This window comes from Methanospirillum stamsii (genome assembly GCF_003173335.1).
Taxonomy (GTDB): Archaea; Halobacteriota; Methanomicrobia; order Methanomicrobiales; family Methanospirillaceae; genus Methanospirillum; species Methanospirillum stamsii.
The window spans coordinates 1-22,404 of sequence record NZ_QGMZ01000051.1 but is presented as its reverse complement, the minus strand read 5'-3'; the positions used below and the strand labels follow the sequence as shown (position 1 = coordinate 22,404).

The window sequence follows — 22,404 nt, the reverse complement described above, 5'->3', positions numbered from 1 at the left end:
GAACACTCAACATGGATTGGAAAAAAAGGATGAAGACCGATGTCGGTTTTTTAAATCATCTCAAACTTCAATCAATTAGAATATCTGGTACCTTAAACGAAGTGAAAATGACAATTATTGATGTTTTTTGTGCAATTCGATTATTTTGCAATTATTATGGCTAAAGTCATAGAGTTCCTGAAATTCGGGGTATCACTTGATTATCCGACAGAGCCTTGTCTCTCCGATTCGTGACATGTCTGATAACATTACCGGAACAATTGCTATTGCTATTGATATCACCGATCAAAAAATCCTGGAAAAAGAAAGTAAAAATCTTTTGATTCAATTAGAACACAATCTCGTAGAACTGGCGATATTAAATGATAAAATCAGAAACCCCCTGACCGTAATTGCAACTCTTATTGATATGCATGCTCCCCATATCGAAAAACAGATTAATCAAAGTATCCGTGAGATTGATGACATCATTACTAATTTAGACAAAAGATGGATGGAATCTGAAAAAACAATCAGTTTTTTGCAGAAACATTATGGTTTTGGTAACAGGTGACAGGTTTTTTTATGGTCTATGTGACCGAAGCAAGAATCATCCAGGTTTTTGCTATGAGGTGTTTTCCATGGTTTTTAAGGGGTAATGATTGTTGTCGTATCAACATACGATTTCTATAGAAATCTATTTGAATATTTTTTCAATTCCTGCTGCAATGATTGCATCAGCAGACATTTCTTCCTCACCAAGGGACAATAACTCCAGTACCCCGGATAAAATCTGTGCAACCATGATCATGTGATAAGAAACCGGGTGGTCGGTAAAAATTCCCTCCCGGATAGCACGGGAATACATCTCCGTTATCCACCTGAATTCTTCATATGCCCTGCTTTGAACCGCATCACTGATATTTGGAGAATGGTGAAACTGGGATAAAAAGCATGCTTTTTCAGGGTTGGCCATACCCCACTCAATATACCGGATAAACCCCCGCTCAAGCTGTGCTTTGGTAGGAAGTGCAGGATTCTCTTCATTCCCGACCACTCCGCACATCTCCTTTTTGATAGAGAGATATAATTCATCAATGAGGGTTTGTTTGTCCGGAAAATAGTGAAAGAGTGTCCCAGTCGAGACACCTGCCGTTTTGCTTATGAGCGAGGTTGGTGTTGCATGAAATCCTAACGTGGTAAACAGATGCAGGGCGGCCTTTAGAATTTTCTCCCGTTTATCTCCGGTATTCGTATCGAAATGAGATAATATGTTATTTTTCATGATTTCGTTTGCTAAAACGGTATTATTCATCCTTTACGTTAGTGCCAAACATTCGTTTTGCAACCATGAAAACCAGTTTTGTCTGCCATCCATCCATTGTTTTCGAAACGTTTTTCAATTCTTTCGGAATATCAATATTCTGTGGACAGTTTGAGACACATCTTCCACACTCTCTGCATAACGAGGCATGTGCAGGTGAGCCCATCCCACCCATGAGTTGTAGGCTGTAAAATCCACGGGTCATGATTTTTTCTTCGAGCATATGATACTGGTTATAATAATAGAAACACATGGGGATATTCACACCAAATGGACAGGGCATGCAGTATGAACATCCAGTACAGCCAATTTTCATCTTCTGCAAAAATGAATCCCTGACATCATTGATAACTCCAATATCCTTTCCGGATAAAAACCCGGGAGTTGCCATCTCACAGATTGCGATATTCTCTGCAAGATGTGCCTCATCATTCATCCCGGACAAAACAACGGTTACTTCAGGGTGATTCCATACATACGAGAGGCCCCATGCTGCTGCTGACCATGGTCGACCTGATCGTTCATAGTGATTTCGTGCCTCTTTGGGGATTTTTCCGGCCAATGACCCTCCCCGGAGGGGTTCCATCACCATCACCGCAACATTTTTTGAAGCAGCATAGAGCAGTCCTTCTTTTCCGGCCTGGTTCTCTTCATCCAGGAAATTATACTGAATCTGACAAAATGTCCAGTCATATGCATCGATAATCTCCCGGAATGTCTTCCGGTCACCATGAAAAGAAAACCCGATGTTTGTAATAAGTCCTGCATCCCGGGCAGACTCTAAAAATTCAAACACTCCAAGATCGGTAAATTTTTTCCATGATGCAGCATTGAGGGAATGAAGAAGGTAATAATCGATATTTTCGGTCTGAAGTCGTTTCAACTGAATCGAAAGGACCTTGTCCATGTCTTCCCGTGTATGGACATTCCAGGGGGGAAGCTTCGTTGCCAGTTTTACCTTCTCCCGGTACCCGTCCTTCAGGATCCGGCCAAGAATCTTCTCACTTTCACCCCCATGATAGGAAAAGGCCGTGTCCAGGTAATTCACACCCTGGTCAATTGCAGTACGGATGAGTCGTGTTGCACGTTCCTCGTCAACATGACCCCGCCGGGTAGGAAGCCGCATGGCTCCAAATCCTAATGCTGATAAAGAATCCCCATTTTTTGGCACTGTCCTGTATTGCATAATATCCTCCGGATACCCTCTCGACTGACTGGTTAGTCTAGACTGATTAGTCAGTGCAATAAGAAAAATGTATCGGATATCGAGCTGGGGGTTGAACAGTATTAGTCCGGGATTTACGAATATCTCAAAATAAAAATTGGATTATTCATCCTTTGGTGGAACCCATTTATCTTCTCCGATACAATCCGGATCATTGGGGCTTTCATCACAGTAGTCATCCATTCCCCCCTCCGGACAGTCTTTCGGACATGTCTTCGAATTTTCAGGCATACCACAAACCCCATCTCCACATTTACTTTCGGAGAAATCAAGACCCATAAGTTCAGTTACTTCAATTTTCGTTCCATTTGGCAATTCACAGATGGTGCAGGTATCTGAATAGATTGCTGAACAGGCATCTTTATCCTGAACCGTTACTTGCTTGGCCCCATATTTCTGGCATCCGCTATACTCCGAACCTGCTTTTCCCATAAGAAATTCCCATCCACTAACCTGATTTCCATCTGGAAGGACAACTACCCCATGTACTCCACCATCCTTCTCACTGACAAGCAGGTATTCATACCCCAGTGCTTCAGCATAGACTGCTGCCGGATTTTTTAAAGCAGAAACAGTATTTACGCTCAATAAACAGAATACCAGAAATACTATACAAAGACCATATCTCCAATTCATGCAGTTCATTATCGACTCACCCCGTCAACTGACCACACACTATCAGCCCATGAATCATCATAAGAAATCCTGCCAAATCCACCAGATCCATAATCATCTCCCCAACTGTTTTTGATAATCCATTCATCTGTTGATTCATCCCATCCAATAAGAAGTACACAATGACCTCCACCACAGGAAGCAACCGGACCTTTGCAGATAATTTCAGTTTTTATATCACTGATGTCATTGTCCCTGAAAAGTGGATCCACCCGGTCATAATCGTCAATTTCCCAGGTATGTTCTTCCCATCCTCCCCGAGGACTACATCTGCTGTTTCGGGCAGTATATGGATAATAGCTCTCTTCCGTCACTCCTTCCTGTTGTTTTGCATTATACAAGACCCTGGATGCGTATCCTCCGTCACAATCTCCTTCCCATCTGCAGCAATCCGAAACAAAATATTGTTCAGCGAGATCTGACCCGTGATTTGCACCGGTTTCGATATTATAAACCGCTTCCATTGCAGCGAGTGCTGCATGAGCCCAACATGACCCACAGCTTCCCTGATCCCGGATATCAGTAACCCAGTTCACCCCCCGGTAATCTCTCCAGTCAAATTGTTCCGGAAGGGCTACAGCTCCTGATTTGACATCACTACAGATGCTGCATGAAGGGCATGGACCACCACAGTCGACATCCTCTTCTCCCTGGTTTTGAATTCCATCTGAACACGAGGGAGGCTGACAGGCACCATCCACACATAACCCTTCACACTCATGCCGGTAGCTGCGATAATTGCAGGGCCTTGTGGATGTCGGATCTTCAATCTGGTATTCTTTGAGCCATCGGTCATCTTCACAGGTATCACATGCGGTTCCAATACAACCAGCAACTTCGTAATTTGTTCCCCCGTCTGTATCTTCACAGATACATGCCCCGTCCCTGCAACCTGCCGGACAGGTATACTCTTCAGATTCGGTATAAAATCCCCGGGATTCATCATACCCACAGGAATACTCCCTTAATCTGTTTCCATCAATACACTGGTCAGTATTTCCACCTGTTGTTCCGGTTTCAAAATAATTTACCCCGCCATCGGTATCTGCACAGGAACAGACCCCCCCGGAGCAGCCTCCTGCACAGGGGATTTCAACCTCCTGAACTCCATCCTCGGTGCAGATATATTCGATGAGTGTTCTTCCATCTGCCGAGCAATGATCTTCCCCGGCACGACTGCACGAGCAACTCCCAATCTGATATGGAAGGCTTCCGGTTGTTCCACCCCGGTAAACTGTCTCTGTTTCACATTCCTCAATATACACCCATCCTTCTGTGAATGGGTCAATTCCCTCGTCAGAATCTCCGCATCCGCATCCGGTGTTGTCAACAAGGTCATACTGTTCTTCCCAGTAATAGACGTCCTTTCCCTCTTCCATACTGTATCTGGATAATCCAAGACAGGTATACCCATATGGCATGCCGGTTTCATCGCAACAGAATGCATCGCCACTGGTGAGCATCGGGGAACAATCATCACAGAGATCCCCAATGCCATCACCATCGGTATCTCTCTGGTCCGGGTCAGGAACTTCCGGACAGACATCCCTGAGATTGCTTATTCCATCCCCGTCACTGTCGCCACCAATTACTGTTCCGACGACTAAACCCTCATTATAAAGCGAAATACTCTGGGTCGGTGTCGGAGTCACATAGAGCATTTCCATTGTTGGCACTGTCAGACTCAATGTAGGTGTAGGTGATGGTGAGACTGGAGTAACCTGAGGTACTGATTCTCTTTCTTTAAAACAGTACAACGGAGCACCCGTTTTTGTCTGACCACAGGACACCATCTCTTTAGTACAGAGTTGCATGTTCTTTGCTTTTGCCTCATCTATGGTCAGGCACTTACAGTTAGTTGGACATGGCACCACGGTCTGAGTTGTTGTTGGCGTTGGTGTCGGAGTAGTGGTAATTTTGGTATATGTAGTAAGCAGCGTCCCGGAAAGAGTTCCAATTGCAGAGATATTCGACCGGAAGCAGTAGAGTATCTCTCCAGCTTTGGTTTTACCACATGTCAACATTTTTTCTTCACATGGCACCATGTTCTTCGCTTTTGCCTCTTTTTCTGTCAGACAATAACAATTGGCCGGACAATCCACGGCCATAACAATACCTGCCAAAAGAAGCAGGATAAAAAATCCTAGTACTATCCACCCGGTTTTCACAAAACCACCTGAATGGAAATCAAATGGTAACTTATATAAGCATTATCAGAACAAAAACGGAAACCTGTTTATTATTTTTCCATCGTTCTCAATATTTCCAAATTATGCCTAATAACATTCAAAAAACCAATACTTTTATAAAAAAAGAATGCGCACAAAAAATTGTGTGAAAAACGACTAAATGTCGTTGTATCAGACGAATGTTTTTATCAAACTATTTAAATATCAGAAATTTTTTAATTACCATGAGAAATTTAAAATGCACCGCATAAAATCTTCGGTTTTTAGGTTAATCTTTGAACTATCAGAAAAAAGAGATTATTCAGATTTATTTCTGAACATCCCTGAGCAAACAACATACTTTTTACCGTCACTGCCAACAGCCAGCTGGTACCGGGTAGTCTTCCAGAAAAGGCCACTCTCAACCGGATTACTATAGACATAATCCTCCCATCCGGAACCATTGGCAAGTGCTCCTTCCACCATCAGGTCTCTGAACGGTTTTCCGGCGACATCGGTCTTATTGTGGTAATTTGCCCCGACCATCCGGATATTATCCGCATGAGCAACCATGGTTACGTCAGTATCATAGGCAAATACATAGAGATCCGGACGTTCTTCATTCCGATATGGTGGCAGACCGGCGTTTATATTCTTAATAGTTCCCGGAGCATCCCGGGCCAGGTCGGCTGCAGTCTGATTGACCAGTTCTTTTACTTCTTCTGCTGTTATCGTAGATTCGGAGTTCACTGGCTCAACATACCGGTACAGAATATAATCATACATACTAACCCCGGTCTGGTCTTTATCGGTCCGGATAATATCAAGCATGTCCTGGAATGCCTGCACTATCGGAGCTGGGGTATTCAGGTTGAATGCATAGTAATAGTCATAGGTCGCCAGATGATGCACCGGAACAATCGAATCCGGATCGGCAGCATACTTCTGGATTAGTTGCTTTCCAGGCATGGAAGCATATGCCCACCCGTCAATCTCGTTCTTTTGAAGCATATTAATGAGTTCCTGCGGTTCTGATTCATAGACAATGTCCGTTCCCCCAGCATTGATAAGGGCGGTTGTGGCAATATCATCTCTGATTGCTCCAATTTTCATCTCTGCCGGACTGAGGTTTTGTAACTGGTCAACTTTATCCCGGTTACAGAAGATAACATTTGACATCTTATCCACGGGGCCTGCCCACCGGAAAAGTTCTTCCCGTTCCGGAGATCGGGCAAGAATACAAAGCATGGTATTATTCTCCGTCAGGGTTTTTTGATACACATCTTCCCAGGTACCAAAGGTGAAGTGGTCGTCCGGGACATCAATGTTATACCGTGAAAAGATATCTTTTAGGATATCGACGGTTATTCCCCTTGGAATGCCGTCTTCCAGAAAAGTATACGGGTAGTATCCCTCGGTCAGGTATTCCAGATTTTTCAGGTATTTTTCAGGCAACCAGGATGAGAGTATTTTTTCTGTTTCACTCAATTCCCCATCAACCGGAGTCTTATTCAGTTCTTCGAATGCCATCCGGAACGCATTTACCACATCCGGTGAAGTTCCCCTGTTAAATCCGATGTACACAGGATATGTTCCAATTCTCGTTACAATTTTGTAAAATCCGGACTTGCCCGTAATATTTCTGATATGATATTCAGCAGCGATATCCCCATAGGCAAAGAGATCAATTGTACCGTCATCAAGGTATGTGAGAAGGGTATGGGGGTCTTTTCCGGTAACAACAGCGTCTTTTTGGACACCTGCTTCAACCAGGTAATCGATGGCAACATCGTCGATAACAGCCCCAACGGTGTAATTAGTCAGTTCATCGGGAGTATCAATGGTAATGTTCCTGCTCCGGGATGAATAAAGGGCAATATCTGATGATATCACCGGACCCACCCATGAGAAAAGTTCTTCGCGTTCCGGAGTCTTTGCAATGGAAAATATTACCGTTCCTGGTTCTTTAAGAGCAGTCTGGTATGCATCACTCCAGGGAAGAAATGTGATGGAGGCCCGGGGGAGTTCGTATCCTGCTTTCCGGGAGATTGAGGTGATCATATCTACCATGAGACCTGATGCGGTTCCATTTTCAATATAATTAAAGGGAGGAAATTCTTCGGTTACAAAATTCAGGTTTTTGAATATATCCCGGGTGTCATCAGCCAGAACTAGTGATCCGGAAAAGAGCAGGAAAATTATGCATATCGCAGAAATGAGAAGATATTTGATACTCATGATGCATAGGTGGGGGATGAAAACTGATATGTTTAACGATTTTTTACCCGTATATTTTGAAAAAATAGAGTTATATCTTTACAAATAACACTGAAAACTCCGGATTATAAGTTGGTATCGCTGGTCATCTCCAGTACTGTAGCCTTCTGGTCTTACATAATAGGTAGAACCGATGACCGGTTCAGTAATCCGTATGTACGCATTATTCGGGGTTGTATTTCCACTCCATGCAATCGGGCTGCAGGCACCGTAATGAGGATTACAGTCCAGGTATGCATAGAGATTGGAAGAAATCCCACAATCTTGATATTTTAGCGCCTGTACTTCGGATGCCGTAAGGATATGATTTGGTATGGTCATCGGGCACATGCCAAGAAGGATTAATTCAATATCACTTCGTGGACCGCCTACCTCGAAGGAATAGGTATCACCTTTGGAATACCGGATACTCTCAAGGGGTATTTTATCTCCCAATTCTGCTAATCCTTCCGAATCATCATCATCATCATCCCCAAACCATTCAACATCAACTGCTCCCTCAATTTCTTCTGAACTTTCAGGCAATTGGAAAGATCCTTCATATTGAAGGGTTTTGAAGGGGGCACATGTACCATCATCAAACCCGTGTTCCTCATCAATTTCAGCATATTCATCTGCCAGGCCGGACTCATCAGTATCCCACATCCCTTCATCCGGACTCTCACCAGAATAAGGTTCATCAAATCCGGTTCCATCTTCGGAGTAAAATATTCCACTGTCCGGAACATCATCTCCCCATTCTGTGCCATCATAACCGGTATCACCCCCTGATGCCTCTAATTTACAGGTTCCTCCCCCTGACTGTGCATACACGACGATACACCAGAGTCCGGACTCCAGGTTAAGAATGTCAGATTCCATTCCTGCCGTAGTTTTATCAGCATTCATCATGATTTCCGTTTCTAAAGGACAGGATCCGGATCCTCCGGGGTTATGCATTGCATACAGGTCAAAATTTGCACCGGATGGTGAATGAAGGACTAATTGAGCATTTCCATCCACCTTGACCTCGTGAAATGCAGCAAGACCTGCAGAGAGCGGGTATGATTTTGACCAGTAAAATCCGGATGTTGCAGATATTATCATGACGACACCAATGCAGATGACAATCAATGATAACCCGATAATACGCAATGAACTTGTAGAATTCATATGGGCTCTCCTGTTTCAATAATGGAGGGAATTGTCTCATCAGATGATAAGGTTTTTCTAAAAAAACAAAAAAATGCAATTGTATTAATTATCCCGGATAATAATCAACGAAATGAAGACGGTACCAACCAGGTTATATTATGAAAAGGGAAAAGGGTCCTTTTTCTCAAAGAACTCTCATACCCGAATGACTGAATTATTATCTGGATTTATTCCGAACCATCATTTTCACTTCATTCGGCCGGATGTTTTCAGATTCAATCATATATCCTCGTTGTTCTGATTCCATCTCGATCCATGGCGGAATATGATCACAAATTATCTCCAGGGCTTTGAATGTTCCTTCTCTCATGAAATCAAGAAGAATTTGTTTGCTGGTAATCCCCGGAGTTTTTCCCTGTATTTCCTTTATTGATACAAAAAAATCACCGGGTGCACGTTCATACGGGCCAGGAATCGGTTCATTCCTTATTGCTGCCATTTTTGCCTGCTCCTGTTCTTCTTCCAGAAGAATTTCTTCGAGAAAATCAACAGGTTTTCCGGAAACTTCAAACACACTGCAGCCTGCTTTCATAAGTTCATAGTATAATGCTCCGGTAGCCTGGTTTGCCACGAATATTTTGCATTCACCTAAAAAACCAATAAGGTCCACCATTTTTTTCCGAAGAATGGCAAGCGAATCTTTTTCGGTTGTATTAAATGGCATCTCCCGATCAAGGTTCCATACCCCCTGGTTTCGCCGGAATACCGCCACGGTCCCGGACTCTGTCAGAGTGGAACTCATTCCGTCAAACCCGAGAATGGCAGCTATTTCACAATACATATACTATCCTGTCTATTAAATGACGAGACGATCTACTATCTCTCCCCCTTCGATATGTGAGTCCATTATCTCCTCCACATCGTCAGGATGTACCTTTCCATACCAGATATTATCCGGATAAACCACCACAATCGGACCTTTTTCACATATCCCAAAGCATCCGGTGTTGCTGAGAAATACATCACCACCGATCTCCCGGTCATCAATCTCCTCAATAAAACGCTGCATGATTGCAAGTCCTTCATTTGACTGGCAGTATCCTTTCGTCTGACCATTCGCACGTGAACTCGTACAGACAAAAATGTGGTGCTTTGGTTTATGCATTAATTTTCCCTCCATTATCGAAATATTCTGATTTTATACGTTGTCTGTAATGCTGGTACTTGTGTTCCAGGTAGGTGTTTACAATCTGTTCCAGAAGAGTAACGGTCCCGATATATCCCAGGTTCCGGATACGTTGTGCTCCAATCCGATCATGAATAGGAAATCCGGTTCTGACAACCGGGATATTCTGCCGTTCGGTGAGAACTTTTCCTCCTGTATGACCGATTGCAAGATTTACCCCCAAATGATCACTCTCCTTTGCAATAAGGGCAAAGTCTACATGCTCTGCTACTAGAGGAACAAAATCGAGATCCCTGATTAGTGACTCAAGATGTCTGTGGAACTGTGGTGATCCTGTTCCGGTTGCGATGATGGGCGGAATTGACCCGTTCTCAACACAGAGGGACGATATGGCATATACCAGTTCGGGTTCTCCATAGATGACCGGCCGGATCTCAGCCATATGTTTGTGTGCATCAGCCATTGCGTCACACAGCCATCCCCGTTCAAGGAGAATACTCTCCGAAACCGGTTTTACGGCGATAGAGATCAGGGTATTAATGAAACGGTCCATATTTTTAAGTCCCACCGGGAGGGGAAGATTATGGAGAGGAACACCGAATTTTTCCTCCAGGAATGCTCCAGGTGAGAGATTATCCGGACAGCAGTATCCGAACTGGATAGTGGCCCTAGCTCCACTCATCCGGGTAATATCCTCCCTGCTGGTCCCTCCCGGAGGAATTTTTTCATATAAAATACCGTATGGCCGGTCAAGAGTCATGGAAATATCCGGAATAAGTGTATACTGAATCCGCATCAGGTCAAGGATACGTTTTATCTCCCGTATATCTGCCGGACTAACCTGGGGGAGGATAATGTTGATTCCTTCATGAGGTGGTGACGGATTACCGTAATATCTGATAATATCCCTGACTGCTGTCCAGTATCCTTCGGTTGAAGTACCGCTGTAACTCGGGGTTGATACCGGAATGATATCCACATCATGCAGGTTCCGATCGGTCAGATAAGTATCAATCATCCGGCCGATATCCTCTCCCATGGTCTCAGTCATACAGGTGGTAACCACCCCGATTACTTTCGGATGGTAAACCCGGATGACATTATCAAGACCTTTCCGGAGATTTTCTTCACCGCCGTAAATGGTCTGTTTTTCATTGAGTGAGGATGATGCAATGTCTACCGGTTCATTGTAATGTTCGACCATGGCAAGCCGCATATAGGTACTACACCCCTGTGAACCGTGTACTACAACCATCGAATGTTCAATACCCTTAATAGCGATAACCGATCCAAGTGGCATACATATCTGACACTGGTTTTCATTCACTTCACGGACAGAGGGTGTTTGTTCACTCATGGTACACCTCCCAGTCAGGATGTGCCCGGATCTGTTTCCATACCGGTGAACAACAGGTCACATATACTTCATGGGCAAAGTTTATCGCACCGTCAAATCCGGCAAGGCAGTCCTTGCGATCATGGTTATGATCAACAAATCCCACTCCCAGTTTATGGGCAAGTGTTCGCTCCTTTACTCCTCCGGCCATGATATCTACCTTCTTTTCAATAAGGAACCGTTCAATCTCTGCAGGATTAGCATCGTCCACCATGACTGTTCCTGGATTTAACATCCCATGTATTTGTTCGTAATCTTCCGGTTTTCCGGTCTGTGTTCCACAGAAAACAATCTCCACCCCAAGTTCCCGGAGTTGCCTGATGATAGCAAGAGCCTTGAATGCTCCCCCGACATAGATGGCAGCACGCTTTCCGGTAAGTTTGGTCCGATAATACTCGATTTCAGGTCTGATTCGTTCAGTTTCCCGCTCGATGAGATGTTCTGCCGCTTCAATCATGTGAGGTTCACCATACTCTTGAGCAATTCTCCGGAGACTGTCTGAAGTATTATAGGCACCAAAGAAATTCACATCAATATATGGGGTTCCGAATTCCTCTTCCAGGAGACGAGCGACGTAATGCATTGATCCGGTACACTGGACAAGGTTTAGAAAGCCTCCCGGAACCTGTTTTAATGATGCAACGGTCGAATCACCGGTACAAGCAACATTGATTTCAATACCCATTTCACGAAGATACCGCTCAACCAGCCATTTCTCGCCACCGAGATTGTATTCGCCAAGGAAGTTGATTTTCTTCGTTTTTTGGATTATTTCTCCTTCTTTCGGTGTAATAAGGTGAATGAGAGCGTTTCCTGCAGCCCGATATCCGATAATTTTGTTTCCAGAGATAAATCCGCTTGATTCAACCGGTATAACATCTATTCCATGTTTTTGTGATGCTGCTTTACATACGGCAATGATATCATCACCGATAATACCGACAACACACGTGGCATACACGAATATCGCAGGGGGGCTATTTTTTTGGACGATTTCGTCTATGCAAAGGGTAAGTTTTTTCTCCCCGCCAAAGATAACATCACGTTCCTTCAGGTCGGTTGAGAAACTATTCCTGAACATTTCAGAACCGCTTGAGAGGCTGCCCCTGATATCCCAGGTGTACGATGCACATCCTACCGGCCCATGGACGAGATGTGCAGCATCTGTTATCGGATTCAGTACTACTCTGGCTCCACAGAATACACAGGCACGCTGACTTACGGCCCCTGCAATACTATCATCAGCACAATGAATCCGGTTTTTGGTTTTTCCGGCTGTGATAATAGAATTCTGACGCTCAGCAAGACAGGGGGAATTAGTTCCCCCTATTACCTGCGAACAAGTAATTTCCATGATAATCTCCTGAATTTTTTTATGTTTTACAGGACCATTTCGTAATCTTCATCGCTGGCATCACGGTCACGCCGATCAAGAAGGGTATTACTTACCATCTCAATGAGACGCAGACATCCGCGATACCCGGTTATTGGCATGAGGGGATGGACTGCCCGGTCAAGGATAGGAAATCCTACTCGGACGAGAGGAATATCCTCGGCACGTGCGATGTATTTCCCATAGGTGGTTCCCATGAGGAGATCCACCGGCTCCTCTTTGATCCACTGATGAAGTTCGAAGAGGTCGCCGTCAGCTTTGACAATGCTGCCTTCTACCTGATATTCTTCAAACATTTTCCTTACCTCGGTTTCAAACCGTGATCCCGGAGTCCCGGTGAGCACATATTTCGGGATCATGCCCATGGTCAGGACAAATTCCGTTAGTGAAATAACTATGTCCGGATCCCCAAAGATTGCAACTTTCTTGCCCTGGTAATGGAAATGGGTGTCGATGAGGGTGTCTACAACCTGTCCCCGTTCAACGGTCAGGGATTTAGGTACATCCACCTCGCATTTTTCCTTCAGGGTCATGATGAAATCATCAGTAGCCTTTAGGCCAATGGGAGTTCTGAGAGGAATACAGGGAACATTGCACTTTTCTACAAGCATTGCTCCGGCTGCATCAGAGGCCCAGGACCCAAGAGCCAGTGTCAGGCTGGAATTTCCGGTATCAACTATCTCATCTACCGTGGTTCCTCCATCGGGAAACAGGGCATACTTGTTTGTCTGGGGAGCGTCTAGGACACCTGAAGTATCCGGGAGCATAATCATCTGTATACCCATTTCATCTACGATTTTCCTTATCTCTCTCATATCCCCCGGATTTACAAAGCCGGGAAGGATGTTCACCTGGTCTTTTTTCACCGGTTCGGTTGCTTCTGCCAGGTATGAAACCATGGATTTTACCATGTTGGAGAATCCGGTGATGTGAGATCCGGAGTAACTGGGCGTATTGGTGTGAATAACCCGCTTCCCTTCAGGAATTTCCGACTGTTTTATGATGGTCGGCAGGTCATCACCGATAGTCTCTGACAGGCAGGTGGTATGGACAGCGATGATTTCCGGATTGTAAATGGCAAAGATATTTTTTATCGAGGTCTTCAGGTTTGCTGCACCACCAAATACCGAAGCACCTTCGGTAAAGGAACTTGACGAAGCAAGTACCTGGTCACGGAAATGACGGGTTAGATGCATCCGGTGATATGCACAACAACCCTGTGACCCGTGACTGTGCGGAAGACAGCCGTGAATCCCAAGAGCTGCATACATTGCACCGATGGGCTGGCATGTTTTGGCAGGATTAATCTTCCCGATGGTATGCTCTACCGGTCCTTCCGGTACACATTCAAGCATTGGTATCACCTGTATTTTCTGATTCTTTCTCCCATGGCGGGGTTATGAACTTCCAGGCAGGAGTTGTCATGGCATTTGCCACATCACGGGCAAAATTCATTGCACCGTTAAATCCTGCGTAGGGGCCGCTGTAGTCATATGAGTGCAGTTGTTTGGCCGGAACTCCCATCTTCTGGGCGATGTATTTGTCACGAACACCGGCAAAGAACAGGTCAGGTTTTAAGTCCTTCACCAGTTGTTCGGCTTCGTAGTGGTTACAATCGTCTATCATGAGCGTTCCTCCGTTCATGTCCGGATACATTCCTTCATAATTACCAAGCGGTACCCTGCTGCATATCTCGTCAAATTTCTCTTTTGTGATGTTCAGATGTTCATGAGCCTCCTTGTAGAGTTCAGGGTCTGGTTTGATATCAAGTTCAGGAATATTCTTTGAATCCGCATCGGTTTTTATCGTCGGAATTACCTGTCTGCCTTCGTAATCATCACGGTGGGCAAATTCGTATCCGGCAACGACAACCTCCATTCCAAGGTCTCGGAGCAGGTACTGATAGTGATGGCTCCGGGACCCACCGACAAAGGCAAATGCTGTCTTGCCGGTGCAAATCTTCCGGAAATGTTCGATAACCGGCAATACCCGTGCTTCTTCCCTTGCGATTACTTCTTCAGTCTTTCTGATGAAGGTTTCATCTCCAGTAACCTGTGCAATGTCCCTGAGAGACTTCTTTATTGCCTCAACACCGATGAAATTTATTTTCAGCCATGGAATCCCGTATTTTTCCTCCATCATTTCAGCGATGTAGTTGATGGACCGATGACACATAACCAGGTTCAGGTTGGCTATGTGCATGTTCTTCATCTCTTCCACGCTTGAATCTCCGGTAAGGACTCCCTGAACACGATATCCGATATCATTGAGGATTCTTTCTATCTCCCATGAGTCTCCACCGATATTGTATTCTCCCAAGAGATTCACCACGAATTCGGATGGGTTCTTCTCTGCATCCCCTGAACCGATAACATTCTCCATAAGAACGTTATTTGCAATATGGTGGCCTGCAGACTGGCTGACACCCTTGTATCCTTCACAGTTGTATGCGAGTACGGGAATTCCATGCTTTTCAGAAGCTTTTTTTGTCACCGCACCCAGATCGTCGCCGATAAGACCAATCGGACAGGTTGCACAGACGTTAATCGCCCGGGGATGGAACATTTCGACAACTTCGTCGATCATCTTGGCAAGTTTCTTCTCCCCACCAAAGACAATATCCGGTTCCTGCATATCGGTGACAAAACACATCGCCCCGTAGATATGTTCAGGAGGGGTAATATCATCGGCCCGTGCCTTATTTCGCCTGGTTCCCCAGCTGTAGTATGCACATCCGACCGGACCATGGGTGATGGTTATCATATCCTTAATCGGACCGATAACAACTCCCTTACATCCGGCATAACAGCATCCTCTCTGGGAAATAATACCCGGAACAGTCCGGGTATTTGCCTCAATCTGCTGACACCCTTCTTCCGGGTTTTTCCGGACGATGTGTTTTGTACGATTCTTTTTTACTTTATCGGGGTACGGGAGAAGCATCTCATCCAGTACCTCCTGATTTATCGCCATGTATTCCTCCTTACCAGATTGCGGCTTCCCCGGTCTCTGCTGTCCGGACACGGACAGCATCTCCGATTGGCATAACGAATATGGTGCCGTCTCCGACCTGGTTTTCAGTTTTATTTGCTTTGATTATTGCTTCTACGATCCGGGGGACATCTTCATCATGGGCGAGGATGGTAAAGAGCCGGCGTGGAAAGAGCCGTGATCCGTCCAGGAAACTTGTTACCTGTTTTTCAGTTTCTTCCCGGTCCAGGATATCATCTGCTGCAAGTGCCAGCAGTTCTTCCTTTCTTCCCTGGATGATACTGCTGTCTTCCACCCGCTTTCCTCTGCCCATAACTTTTACGGCAGTAAATCCGGCCACTCCTGCTTCAACGAGTGCTTTCTTGGTTACGTTGGTCTTATTCATCCGGATGACTGCCATTATTTCCTTCATGGTATCCTCCGGTGTCAGAGACCACGACCGCCTCTTGAGATGGTGTACACTTCCTCAACAGGGGTGATGAAGATCTTTCCATCTCCAAAGTTCCCATCTTCTCCGGTTTTTGCTGTTTTCAGAACGGTATCTACAAACCGCTCCCGTTCTTCATCATGAATGACGACCAGAACGAGGGATTTGGGAATTTCATCGTAGAGAGTGTTTCCTACCTTGATACCCTTCTGTTTTCCCCGGCCAACGACATCTACAACCGTTGCTGCAGGAAATCCGGCAACGGAGAGTTCTTTCAGTACTTCGTCTTTCTTTTCCGGTCTGACGATTGCCCGCATAAGTAACATTTAAATTTCCTCTTGTCACCGGTATTACAGGGCGTCTAAAAACCCGTGTTGCATCATCAATTCTTCGAGCCGATCCTGGGTCATTGGCTTTGGTTTGACAAACATCGTGTTGGTATCGATTGCGTTTGCCAGTTTCTTATATTCCTGAGCCTGGTTGGATTCAGGGTCAAAGTCAATAACGGTCTTCTTATTTATCTCAGCCCGCTGGACCAGGTTATCCCGGGGGACAAAGTGGATAAGCTGAGAGCCAATTTCTTCTGCAAATGCCTTCAGGAGTTCATATTCATTGTCTACCTTTCGACTGTTACAGATAATACCGCCAAGACGGACTTTCCCGTTCTCTGCATACTTCTGAATACCTTTAGCGATGTTATTCGCTGCATAAAGGGCCATTAATTCTCCGGATGCAACAATGTAAATCTCCTCTGCCTTTCCTTCACGAATGGGCATTGCAAACCCACCACAGACCACATCTCCCAGCACATCGTAGAAGACATAATCCAGGTTTGGAGTATATGCACCGAGAGATTCGAGCAGATTGATCGAGGTGATAATTCCTCTGCCTGCACACCCGACTCCAGGCTCCGGACCTCCGGATTCGACACAGAGGGTCTCTCCAAACCCGGGTTTTAGGATATCATCCAGTTCAATATCATCTCCTTCATCACGAAGTGTATCAAGGACGGTTTTCTGACATAATCCATGCAGCAGAAGTCGTGTAGAATCTGCTTTTGGATCACAACCGACTACCATTACTTTCTTTCCGGCACTTGCAAGGGCTGCGACCGTGTTCTGTGTTGTAGTGGATTTTCCAATTCCACCTTTTCCGTAAATAGCAACTTGTCTCATGGTTATCACGTTTTTTAGGTTCAGGGAATCTGATGGTAAGATATCACCTAATTTTTTTTGAAAATCAGATACCGGTAGGTATTATGAAAAATTCTACCAGCAACTGAGGCGTTTTACTCTTGTCCGCTCTGAATTCTGCTTCCGGTTCGGGACATACGGATACAATCCAGGGTCATGTGATAACAGACAGGCAATGAGAAGGTGTAACATGCCTGTGATTATTTTACCTGATGTCCGTGTCTTTCCGCCTGAAAGCAGGTTTCAGATTGCAGATTGTAGAATTTTTAACGCATTCTTACGCATCATCATCCTCCTTCTGATTTTTACAATACAAGATGGATCTTTTCAATATAAATATATTATGGAAGGAAATTGCCTTCAATCTTTATTTAAATATTTGTATTTAGAATTTTTACTTAAAAATATTATGCAGGCAGATTAATTAAAATAAATATACATTTAGAGAAAGTGAAGGTCGCTGTTATTTTATCATGTTCTCTGATCATACTAATCACATACCCGGAAATTTTTGCTAAATGCCGGTTTTTTCCAGATGTCGCAGATTCTTTTTTCTCAAAAGCCAGATGAAAGAAGTCCTGGAAAAAGAAAATTTATACGGATTTCGCCTTTAAATCAGAAAATGTTTAGTTTTTTGGGGTTTCCGGATTTTTTTCCCGCTCGATGCTGAACTCTCTTTTATTTAGAATAATAGTTACTATTCAGCCCACACATAGATACTATCCACTGCCCTCTAAAAACGCTCATTAAAAATCGCCATTATAACCGTTAGATCTAAGTAATATGAGTGCATACGATATATTTAGGTCACAATATGCAGCTTAGTGATGAGGAGCAACAACTCGTTATCAATTCCTCACCCCGCCTCATCGAACTGATCACTCGGTTATTGACACTCATCCTACAATTAGAAAGTAAAATTCATGAATTAGAGAGTAAACTGAATCTCAATAGTTCAAATAGCAGCATTCCGCCCTCTAGAGATCCATTCCACAAACCAAAGATTCCAAATTCCCGGAAACCGACCAATAAAAAACCCGGTGGACAAAATGGTCATATCGGCTCACGTTAATTCCTGTAGAAAAACCCGATATTATCATTGAACATAGACCGGATGTTTGTTCAGGCTGCGGTTGTTCAATTCAAACTGAATTGACCGAATTCATCGATTAACGTCAGGAAATAGATATTCCACCAAATCAAGCTCAATTCATAGCCCATCACCGACACTCATTCTTCTGCCCTTATTGTCATACAGTTACGGAAGGAACATTTCCAAATCATATATCTCAAAAAATCCAGTATGGGCCTCGGATCACAGCATATGTTGCATATCTTTCCATCTTCCAGCTCATCCCGGTCAAGCGACTAACCCAAATACTATATGATCTTCATGGATGTCATATCAGTCAGGGAACGGTCATCAATATGATCAATCGGATGAGTTCAAATCTCGAAGAATTCACTGATCACACACGTGATTTGTTGATTGCTTCCTCGGTAATCCACACTGATGAAACAGGAATGAAAGTGGGTAAGGTTAAATTCTGGCTTCACGTGGTCTCAACCAAAACTCTGACATTGTATGGCATTTTTCAGAGGAGAGGTCGAGAAGGTATAGACGAACTCGGTGTGTTACCATCATTTTTTGGGATAGCAGTTCACGATTTCTGGGAATCTTATTTGAAGTACCCCTGCAAACATGCGTATTGTAACGCTCATATTCTCCGTGAACTGACCCGGGTTGAAGAAGAAACACATCAACAGTGGGCGGTTAAAATGAGAACCCTCTTGGTACAAGCAAAGAAAACTGCCGAGATTTTTGCCGAAAAAGGCAAAATAGTCCCAAATATCCTTCTCAAACATTTTGATGAACGATATGCGGAATTGATAGCCGAAGGATTAGACGCAAACCCACCTCCTGATCGAATAGTTGGGACTCAGGGGAAGGTGAAAAAAACACATTCGAGAAACCTTCTTGAGCGACTGCAAGCACATCAGGATGAAATTCTACGCTTTCTTCATGACCTTCAGGTTCCTTTCGACAACAATCTCGCCGAGCGAGATATTAGAATGCCAAAACTCAAAATGAAAATATCTGGGCTTTTTAGAAGTGAGGAAGGGGCAATGGCATTCTCACGAATTCGGAGTTATGTTTCCACGATGCAGAAAAATGATCTGTCAGTGATTGATGGTTTAATGAAGGCGGCAATAGGGGATCCATGGATGCCAGATGGTACCCATATTTGTTACTTCGGAAAATCGGATATTCATTTAGGTTTGGCATATGCCTGAATAGTAACATTGAACTAAATGTCAGGTGGTCGCATGTGAATCGACCAACAATTTCTGGTACCACATCCATGATAGTTTGTGTGACCATGCAACGGTAATTGTCGGTAATGCACATGATATGAAGGTTCTGACTCATAAAAAGACTGACAAAATAGATTCGGAAATAATCGCAAAGTTGGCTTTAAAGGGGATGATTACTCCATCTCGGGTAGTCCCTTGTCATCAGCGTGATTTTCGAAATATAGTCCGTATGAGACACTTTTTAGTTCGTAAGCGGACGGATCTTAAGAACCGGATCCATAATATCTTTGACACTGAACTGTTCCATCTGTCAAATGTACTCACTGATGTTTTTGGAAAGTCAGGTCGAATAATCATGGATGGGATTCTCCATGGGAAATCTGCTGACGAAGTTATCATGTCTCTTAAAGGGCAAGTCAAGATTAAAAAAGGGGGTGATATTCGTCTGCTTCTTGAACAAAGCCTTTCAGTGTATGCTTTAATGCAACTTAGGCATTCTCTAGAAGTCTTAAGAAAATAGTGCAGAACCCTCATTTTTATATGAGAACTTTAAACATCATATATGAATCTGAACATGAACCTGGGAATGCTGCTGGCATTCCTCATTATCTGTCTGGGTATCGGATCCTGTACTGCTGAAGGGAACATTGATTTTATCACCTATGTTCAGGGCGGCGTAAGTTCGCTGACAGAAGGTACAAATGGAACGAAGGTTCTGGCCATTGCCGATGTCATACCGTATTATGCCCTAGAGGTTGCTAACCGAACAATTATGCTACCTCTGACGAATGATTTCGCATTTCAACTCCCTCTGAACGCAGCCCTTGTTCTGAATGGTGCTGATGGGGAAGGAATATACCTGGTAACCATCATAACCTGGTCTTTTGATACTGACAAAAAAACTCTGACATTTGATGTAGATCCGTTAGAATTTTATGAAGGAGCAGTTCTCAAAAAGTTTTCCGACGAAAAACAGAGGTTATCTGCTGATAAGGTTGGAGAGGAATTGAGCACCGGGGTATATATTGAGGTTATAGGTAAAGCACCAGTGAATTCGGACTTCCCTGATGGTTTTTGTGATCCTAAAAGTCCATGCCCTTGCGGTTATTGTGGTGGCTGTAATAAATGGTGTTTTGGAGAATCTAATCCACTGGGTCCAAATACCCAGTATGCGTATTGTTGTGACGGAATGTGACTGTGGGTGCTATATAGATTCTAACAGTCGAGCATGGTGTTTGTATGCATCCTGCTCTAGGTAGCTGGTAAGAATCATGCTACCAGTAATTATTATCGAATTCATTACGTTCCCTTTTTTTCCGCGACTTTCCATCACAACCACCAGTAACAAACCAATATTCAAGAGATATAAGCAACATTATTCTGATTTGTATCCGAAACCTTGAGAATCAAGATTCAGTATTTTTCTCTTCCACCTTACCTCCAACGCTCTGCTACAAAGAGTTCCATGATAATAATTGTTGGGATAATCATTAAATTTAATAGGACTTATGCATCGTTCTCGAAAAAATTATTGCACAGATTTTTCTTTCAAAAATTGAGAGAACCCCTATTTCTTTATCTCCCTCATTATCGTAATTGAGTGAGATCCGTTCTTGAGCTGTTCACCTACAAATCGAATATATGCTCAAAAAGAAGAATTAATAGAGTGTTTTGAGTAATTCGCTTTCTTACAGGGCAATTGAGTATGGTGGTTTTCCCCTGTTACTATTATTGAGATTTAGTTTGGATTCAAGATCTATGATTCTGGACTCTAATTTTTCAAATCTTTCATGAACATGAAGAATATATTCGATTCCTTCATGAGAAGTTTCCTTTAAAGTAGAATTCAATTTTTCTTGAAAGTCCATTTGAAAATTTTGCGGTAAGATTCATTATACAAAGATCTTACGGCAATAATTGATTTTTAAAATCTGTAAATATTTGAGCAGATTTATTGGTGATTGGGAACTGGGCTATGAGACCGGCTGAATAGTTACGAATAATAAACGGAAGATCAGATTAGTGGGATTAGGGATTGCCCGGATATTTTAAAAAAGAGAAAATGGTGAAAGGAGGTTTTCTGTTTTTACGGTCATCCCTTTTTATTAACTTTCCCCTTACCGCCTTTGATAGAGGATGATCCCCCGGTAAGTTTCTTTAACCGTTCAAAAATGTTGGGAGATTTTTTGGGTTTTTCAATTTTTTTTTCTGATTTCTGAATAACTGCCGGTTTTGCATTTTTCCGGGGAGGTTTTGTGGGATTAACCACGTTACTGGGAGCCATCGCCATATGATATTGTAATAAATAGAACATAATAAAGGTTCGTCCTCACCAGAGAAGAAGGAATAATTATCTCTGCTTTTTTCATTATTCAAAATATTTGGAAAAATGATTGGATATTCTCAGGGATTATGGATCTTTGGGATAAATATTACTCCATTACCGACCGGATAATAGAGACGAGTTCTTTAAAAACCTGTTTTAAATTCGTTTGTTTCTGAAGAAACACAATCGAATCAGACATAGGATGACAGAAAGTGATCTCTTCCTGACTTTTACTTGAAAAAATGATAAAAGGTGTTAATTTATCTTCTAATCGCAACAATTTATAAAAATCAATCCCGTTTAATTCGGGCATATCAAAGTCAGATACTATCTCTACAATGTCAAGTTCGAACCGAGAGTTTTGTGAATTATATCGTTTGATCTTTATATAAGT

General features: G+C 43.5%; 22 protein-coding genes and 1 pseudogene. 6 read left to right on the top strand and 17 right to left on the bottom strand.

Features of this window, described 5'->3' with window-relative positions:
• Positions 1-196: 196 nt before the first annotated feature.
• Positions 197-553: a hypothetical protein gene (locus DLD82_RS16885; protein ID WP_109942306.1), complete on the top strand. Its 357-nt coding sequence runs from the start codon at positions 197-199 to the stop codon at positions 551-553.
• Positions 554-676: 123 nt separating this feature from the next.
• Here DLD82_RS16885 and DLD82_RS16880 read toward each other — a convergent pair whose 3' ends face one another.
• The 6 genes from DLD82_RS16880 to DLD82_RS16855 all read right to left on the bottom strand — a co-directional run bounded on the left by DLD82_RS16880 (position 677) and on the right by DLD82_RS16855 (position 8,800).
• Positions 677-1,264 (bottom strand): TetR/AcrR family transcriptional regulator, encoded by a 588-nt coding sequence (locus DLD82_RS16880; protein WP_181391502.1) that lies wholly within the window; start codon positions 1,262-1,264, stop codon positions 677-679.
• Positions 1,265-1,286: 22 nt separating this feature from the next.
• Positions 1,287-2,489, bottom strand: a complete 1,203-nt coding sequence (locus tag DLD82_RS16875; RefSeq protein WP_109942304.1) for an aldo/keto reductase — start codon at positions 2,487-2,489, stop codon at positions 1,287-1,289.
• Between the two features lie 141 nt (positions 2,490-2,630).
• Complete coding sequence (locus DLD82_RS16870) at positions 2,631-3,173, bottom strand: DUF333 domain-containing protein (RefSeq protein WP_109942303.1); 543 nt, start codon at positions 3,171-3,173, stop codon at positions 2,631-2,633.
• Positions 3,173-5,371 (bottom strand): C1 family peptidase, encoded by a 2,199-nt coding sequence (locus tag DLD82_RS16865; protein WP_109942302.1) that lies wholly within the window; start codon positions 5,369-5,371, stop codon positions 3,173-3,175. The genes DLD82_RS16870 and DLD82_RS16865 overlap by 1 nt, the downstream gene beginning before the upstream one ends.
• A 318-nt stretch (positions 5,372-5,689) precedes the next feature.
• Positions 5,690-7,609, bottom strand: coding sequence for a transporter substrate-binding domain-containing protein (locus DLD82_RS16860; protein ID WP_109942301.1), 1,920 nt, complete (start codon positions 7,607-7,609; stop codon positions 5,690-5,692).
• Between the two features lie 78 nt (positions 7,610-7,687).
• On the bottom strand, positions 7,688-8,800 hold the full coding sequence (locus tag DLD82_RS16855) for a hypothetical protein (RefSeq protein WP_109942300.1): 1,113 nt from the start codon (positions 8,798-8,800) through the stop codon (positions 7,688-7,690).
• Here DLD82_RS16855 and DLD82_RS19065 point away from each other — a divergent pair, their 5' ends adjacent.
• Entirely contained in the window at positions 8,801-8,944 is a 144-nt protein-coding gene (locus tag DLD82_RS19065; protein WP_219968497.1) for a hypothetical protein, read from the top strand.
• A gap of 55 nt (positions 8,945-8,999) precedes the next feature.
• On the opposite strand, the gene DLD82_RS16850 is transcribed toward DLD82_RS19065, so the two are convergent.
• Genes DLD82_RS16850 through nifH form a run of 9 tightly spaced genes read right to left on the bottom strand, consistent with a single transcriptional unit; the run spans position 9,000 to position 17,350 of the window.
• A complete protein-coding gene (locus tag DLD82_RS16850) occupies positions 9,000-9,623 on the bottom strand; it encodes a Fe-only nitrogenase accessory AnfO family protein (RefSeq protein ID WP_109942299.1) in 624 nt (207 codons plus the stop codon).
• A gap of 15 nt (positions 9,624-9,638) precedes the next feature.
• Positions 9,639-9,947: a 2Fe-2S ferredoxin gene (locus DLD82_RS16845; protein WP_109942307.1), complete on the bottom strand. Its 309-nt coding sequence runs from the start codon at positions 9,945-9,947 to the stop codon at positions 9,639-9,641.
• The gene (locus DLD82_RS16840; RefSeq protein ID WP_109942298.1) at positions 9,940-11,325 is read right to left on the bottom strand and encodes a nitrogenase component 1; all 1,386 of its coding nucleotides are present in this window, start codon (positions 11,323-11,325) and stop codon (positions 9,940-9,942) included. The genes DLD82_RS16845 and DLD82_RS16840 overlap by 8 nt, the downstream gene beginning before the upstream one ends.
• On the bottom strand, positions 11,318-12,718 hold the full coding sequence (gene nifE, locus DLD82_RS16835) for a nitrogenase iron-molybdenum cofactor biosynthesis protein NifE (protein WP_109942297.1): 1,401 nt from the start codon (positions 12,716-12,718) through the stop codon (positions 11,318-11,320). The genes DLD82_RS16840 and nifE overlap by 8 nt, the downstream gene beginning before the upstream one ends.
• A 26-nt stretch (positions 12,719-12,744) precedes the next feature.
• The gene (locus DLD82_RS16830) at positions 12,745-14,112 is read right to left on the bottom strand and encodes a nitrogenase component 1 (RefSeq protein ID WP_109942296.1); all 1,368 of its coding nucleotides are present in this window, start codon (positions 14,110-14,112) and stop codon (positions 12,745-12,747) included.
• Positions 14,105-15,730: a nitrogenase molybdenum-iron protein alpha chain gene (gene nifD, locus DLD82_RS16825; RefSeq protein WP_109942295.1), complete on the bottom strand. Its 1,626-nt coding sequence runs from the start codon at positions 15,728-15,730 to the stop codon at positions 14,105-14,107. The genes DLD82_RS16830 and nifD overlap by 8 nt, the downstream gene beginning before the upstream one ends.
• Positions 15,731-15,740: 10 nt before the next feature.
• On the bottom strand, positions 15,741-16,160 hold the full coding sequence (locus DLD82_RS16820; RefSeq protein ID WP_109942294.1) for a P-II family nitrogen regulator: 420 nt from the start codon (positions 16,158-16,160) through the stop codon (positions 15,741-15,743).
• A gap of 14 nt (positions 16,161-16,174) precedes the next feature.
• Positions 16,175-16,501: a P-II family nitrogen regulator gene (locus DLD82_RS16815; RefSeq protein WP_109942293.1), complete on the bottom strand. Its 327-nt coding sequence runs from the start codon at positions 16,499-16,501 to the stop codon at positions 16,175-16,177.
• Between the two features lie 24 nt (positions 16,502-16,525).
• The gene (gene nifH, locus DLD82_RS16810; RefSeq protein ID WP_109942292.1) at positions 16,526-17,350 is read right to left on the bottom strand and encodes a nitrogenase iron protein; all 825 of its coding nucleotides are present in this window, start codon (positions 17,348-17,350) and stop codon (positions 16,526-16,528) included.
• An 832-nt stretch (positions 17,351-18,182) separates the two neighbouring features.
• Here nifH and DLD82_RS19630 point away from each other — a divergent pair.
• From DLD82_RS19630 to DLD82_RS16790, 4 genes are all read left to right on the top strand, one after another.
• On the top strand, positions 18,183-18,440 hold the full coding sequence (locus tag DLD82_RS19630) for a DUF6444 domain-containing protein (RefSeq protein ID WP_219968496.1): 258 nt from the start codon (positions 18,183-18,185) through the stop codon (positions 18,438-18,440).
• Positions 18,441-18,550: 110 nt separating this feature from the next.
• The gene (gene tnpC / locus DLD82_RS16800; RefSeq protein WP_109942290.1) at positions 18,551-19,663 is read left to right on the top strand and encodes an IS66 family transposase; all 1,113 of its coding nucleotides are present in this window, start codon (positions 18,551-18,553) and stop codon (positions 19,661-19,663) included.
• A 25-nt stretch (positions 19,664-19,688) separates the two neighbouring features.
• A complete protein-coding gene (locus DLD82_RS16795; protein ID WP_109942289.1) occupies positions 19,689-20,204 on the top strand; it encodes an IS110 family transposase in 516 nt (171 codons plus the stop codon).
• A 42-nt stretch (positions 20,205-20,246) separates the two neighbouring features.
• Entirely contained in the window at positions 20,247-20,879 is a 633-nt protein-coding gene (locus DLD82_RS16790; protein ID WP_109942288.1) for a hypothetical protein, read from the top strand.
• 897 nt (positions 20,880-21,776) lie between these two features.
• Here the strand turns inward: DLD82_RS16790 and DLD82_RS16780 are convergent.
• Positions 21,777-21,974 (bottom strand): hypothetical protein, encoded by a 198-nt coding sequence (locus tag DLD82_RS16780; RefSeq protein WP_109942286.1) that lies wholly within the window; start codon positions 21,972-21,974, stop codon positions 21,777-21,779.
• A 142-nt stretch (positions 21,975-22,116) separates the two neighbouring features.
• Positions 22,117-22,404 (bottom strand): annotated as a pseudogene (locus DLD82_RS19055) (response regulator); the annotation flags it as partial.

Coding starts and splice junctions, on each gene's coding strand:
- DLD82_RS16830 (WP_109942296.1), bottom strand. CDS start 14,112: ATGCTTGAATGTGTACCGGAAGGACCGGTAGAGCATACCATCGGGAAG.
- DLD82_RS16880 (WP_181391502.1), bottom strand. CDS start 1,264: ATGAAAAATAACATATTATCTCATTTCGATACGAATACCGGAGATAAA.
- DLD82_RS16855 (WP_109942300.1), bottom strand. CDS start 8,800: ATGAATTCTACAAGTTCATTGCGTATTATCGGGTTATCATTGATTGTC.
- DLD82_RS16815 (WP_109942293.1), bottom strand. CDS start 16,501: ATGTTACTTATGCGGGCAATCGTCAGACCGGAAAAGAAAGACGAAGTA.
- DLD82_RS16875 (WP_109942304.1), bottom strand. CDS start 2,489: ATGCAATACAGGACAGTGCCAAAAAATGGGGATTCTTTATCAGCATTA.
- nifE (WP_109942297.1), bottom strand. CDS start 12,718: ATGGAAATTACTTGTTCGCAGGTAATAGGGGGAACTAATTCCCCCTGT.
- nifD (WP_109942295.1), bottom strand. CDS start 15,730: ATGGCGATAAATCAGGAGGTACTGGATGAGATGCTTCTCCCGTACCCC.
- nifH (WP_109942292.1), bottom strand. CDS start 17,350: ATGAGACAAGTTGCTATTTACGGAAAAGGTGGAATTGGAAAATCCACT.
- DLD82_RS16790 (WP_109942288.1), top strand. CDS start 20,247: ATGAATCTGAACATGAACCTGGGAATGCTGCTGGCATTCCTCATTATC.
- DLD82_RS16870 (WP_109942303.1), bottom strand. CDS start 3,173: ATGAACTGCATGAATTGGAGATATGGTCTTTGTATAGTATTTCTGGTA.
- DLD82_RS19630 (WP_219968496.1), top strand. CDS start 18,183: ATGCAGCTTAGTGATGAGGAGCAACAACTCGTTATCAATTCCTCACCC.
- DLD82_RS16780 (WP_109942286.1), bottom strand. CDS start 21,974: ATGGCGATGGCTCCCAGTAACGTGGTTAATCCCACAAAACCTCCCCGG.
- DLD82_RS16820 (WP_109942294.1), bottom strand. CDS start 16,160: ATGAAGGAAATAATGGCAGTCATCCGGATGAATAAGACCAACGTAACC.
- DLD82_RS16850 (WP_109942299.1), bottom strand. CDS start 9,623: ATGTATTGTGAAATAGCTGCCATTCTCGGGTTTGACGGAATGAGTTCC.
- DLD82_RS16845 (WP_109942307.1), bottom strand. CDS start 9,947: ATGCATAAACCAAAGCACCACATTTTTGTCTGTACGAGTTCACGTGCG.
- DLD82_RS16860 (WP_109942301.1), bottom strand. CDS start 7,609: ATGAGTATCAAATATCTTCTCATTTCTGCGATATGCATAATTTTCCTG.
- DLD82_RS19065 (WP_219968497.1), top strand. CDS start 8,801: ATGGGCTCTCCTGTTTCAATAATGGAGGGAATTGTCTCATCAGATGAT.
- DLD82_RS16840 (WP_109942298.1), bottom strand. CDS start 11,325: ATGAGTGAACAAACACCCTCTGTCCGTGAAGTGAATGAAAACCAGTGT.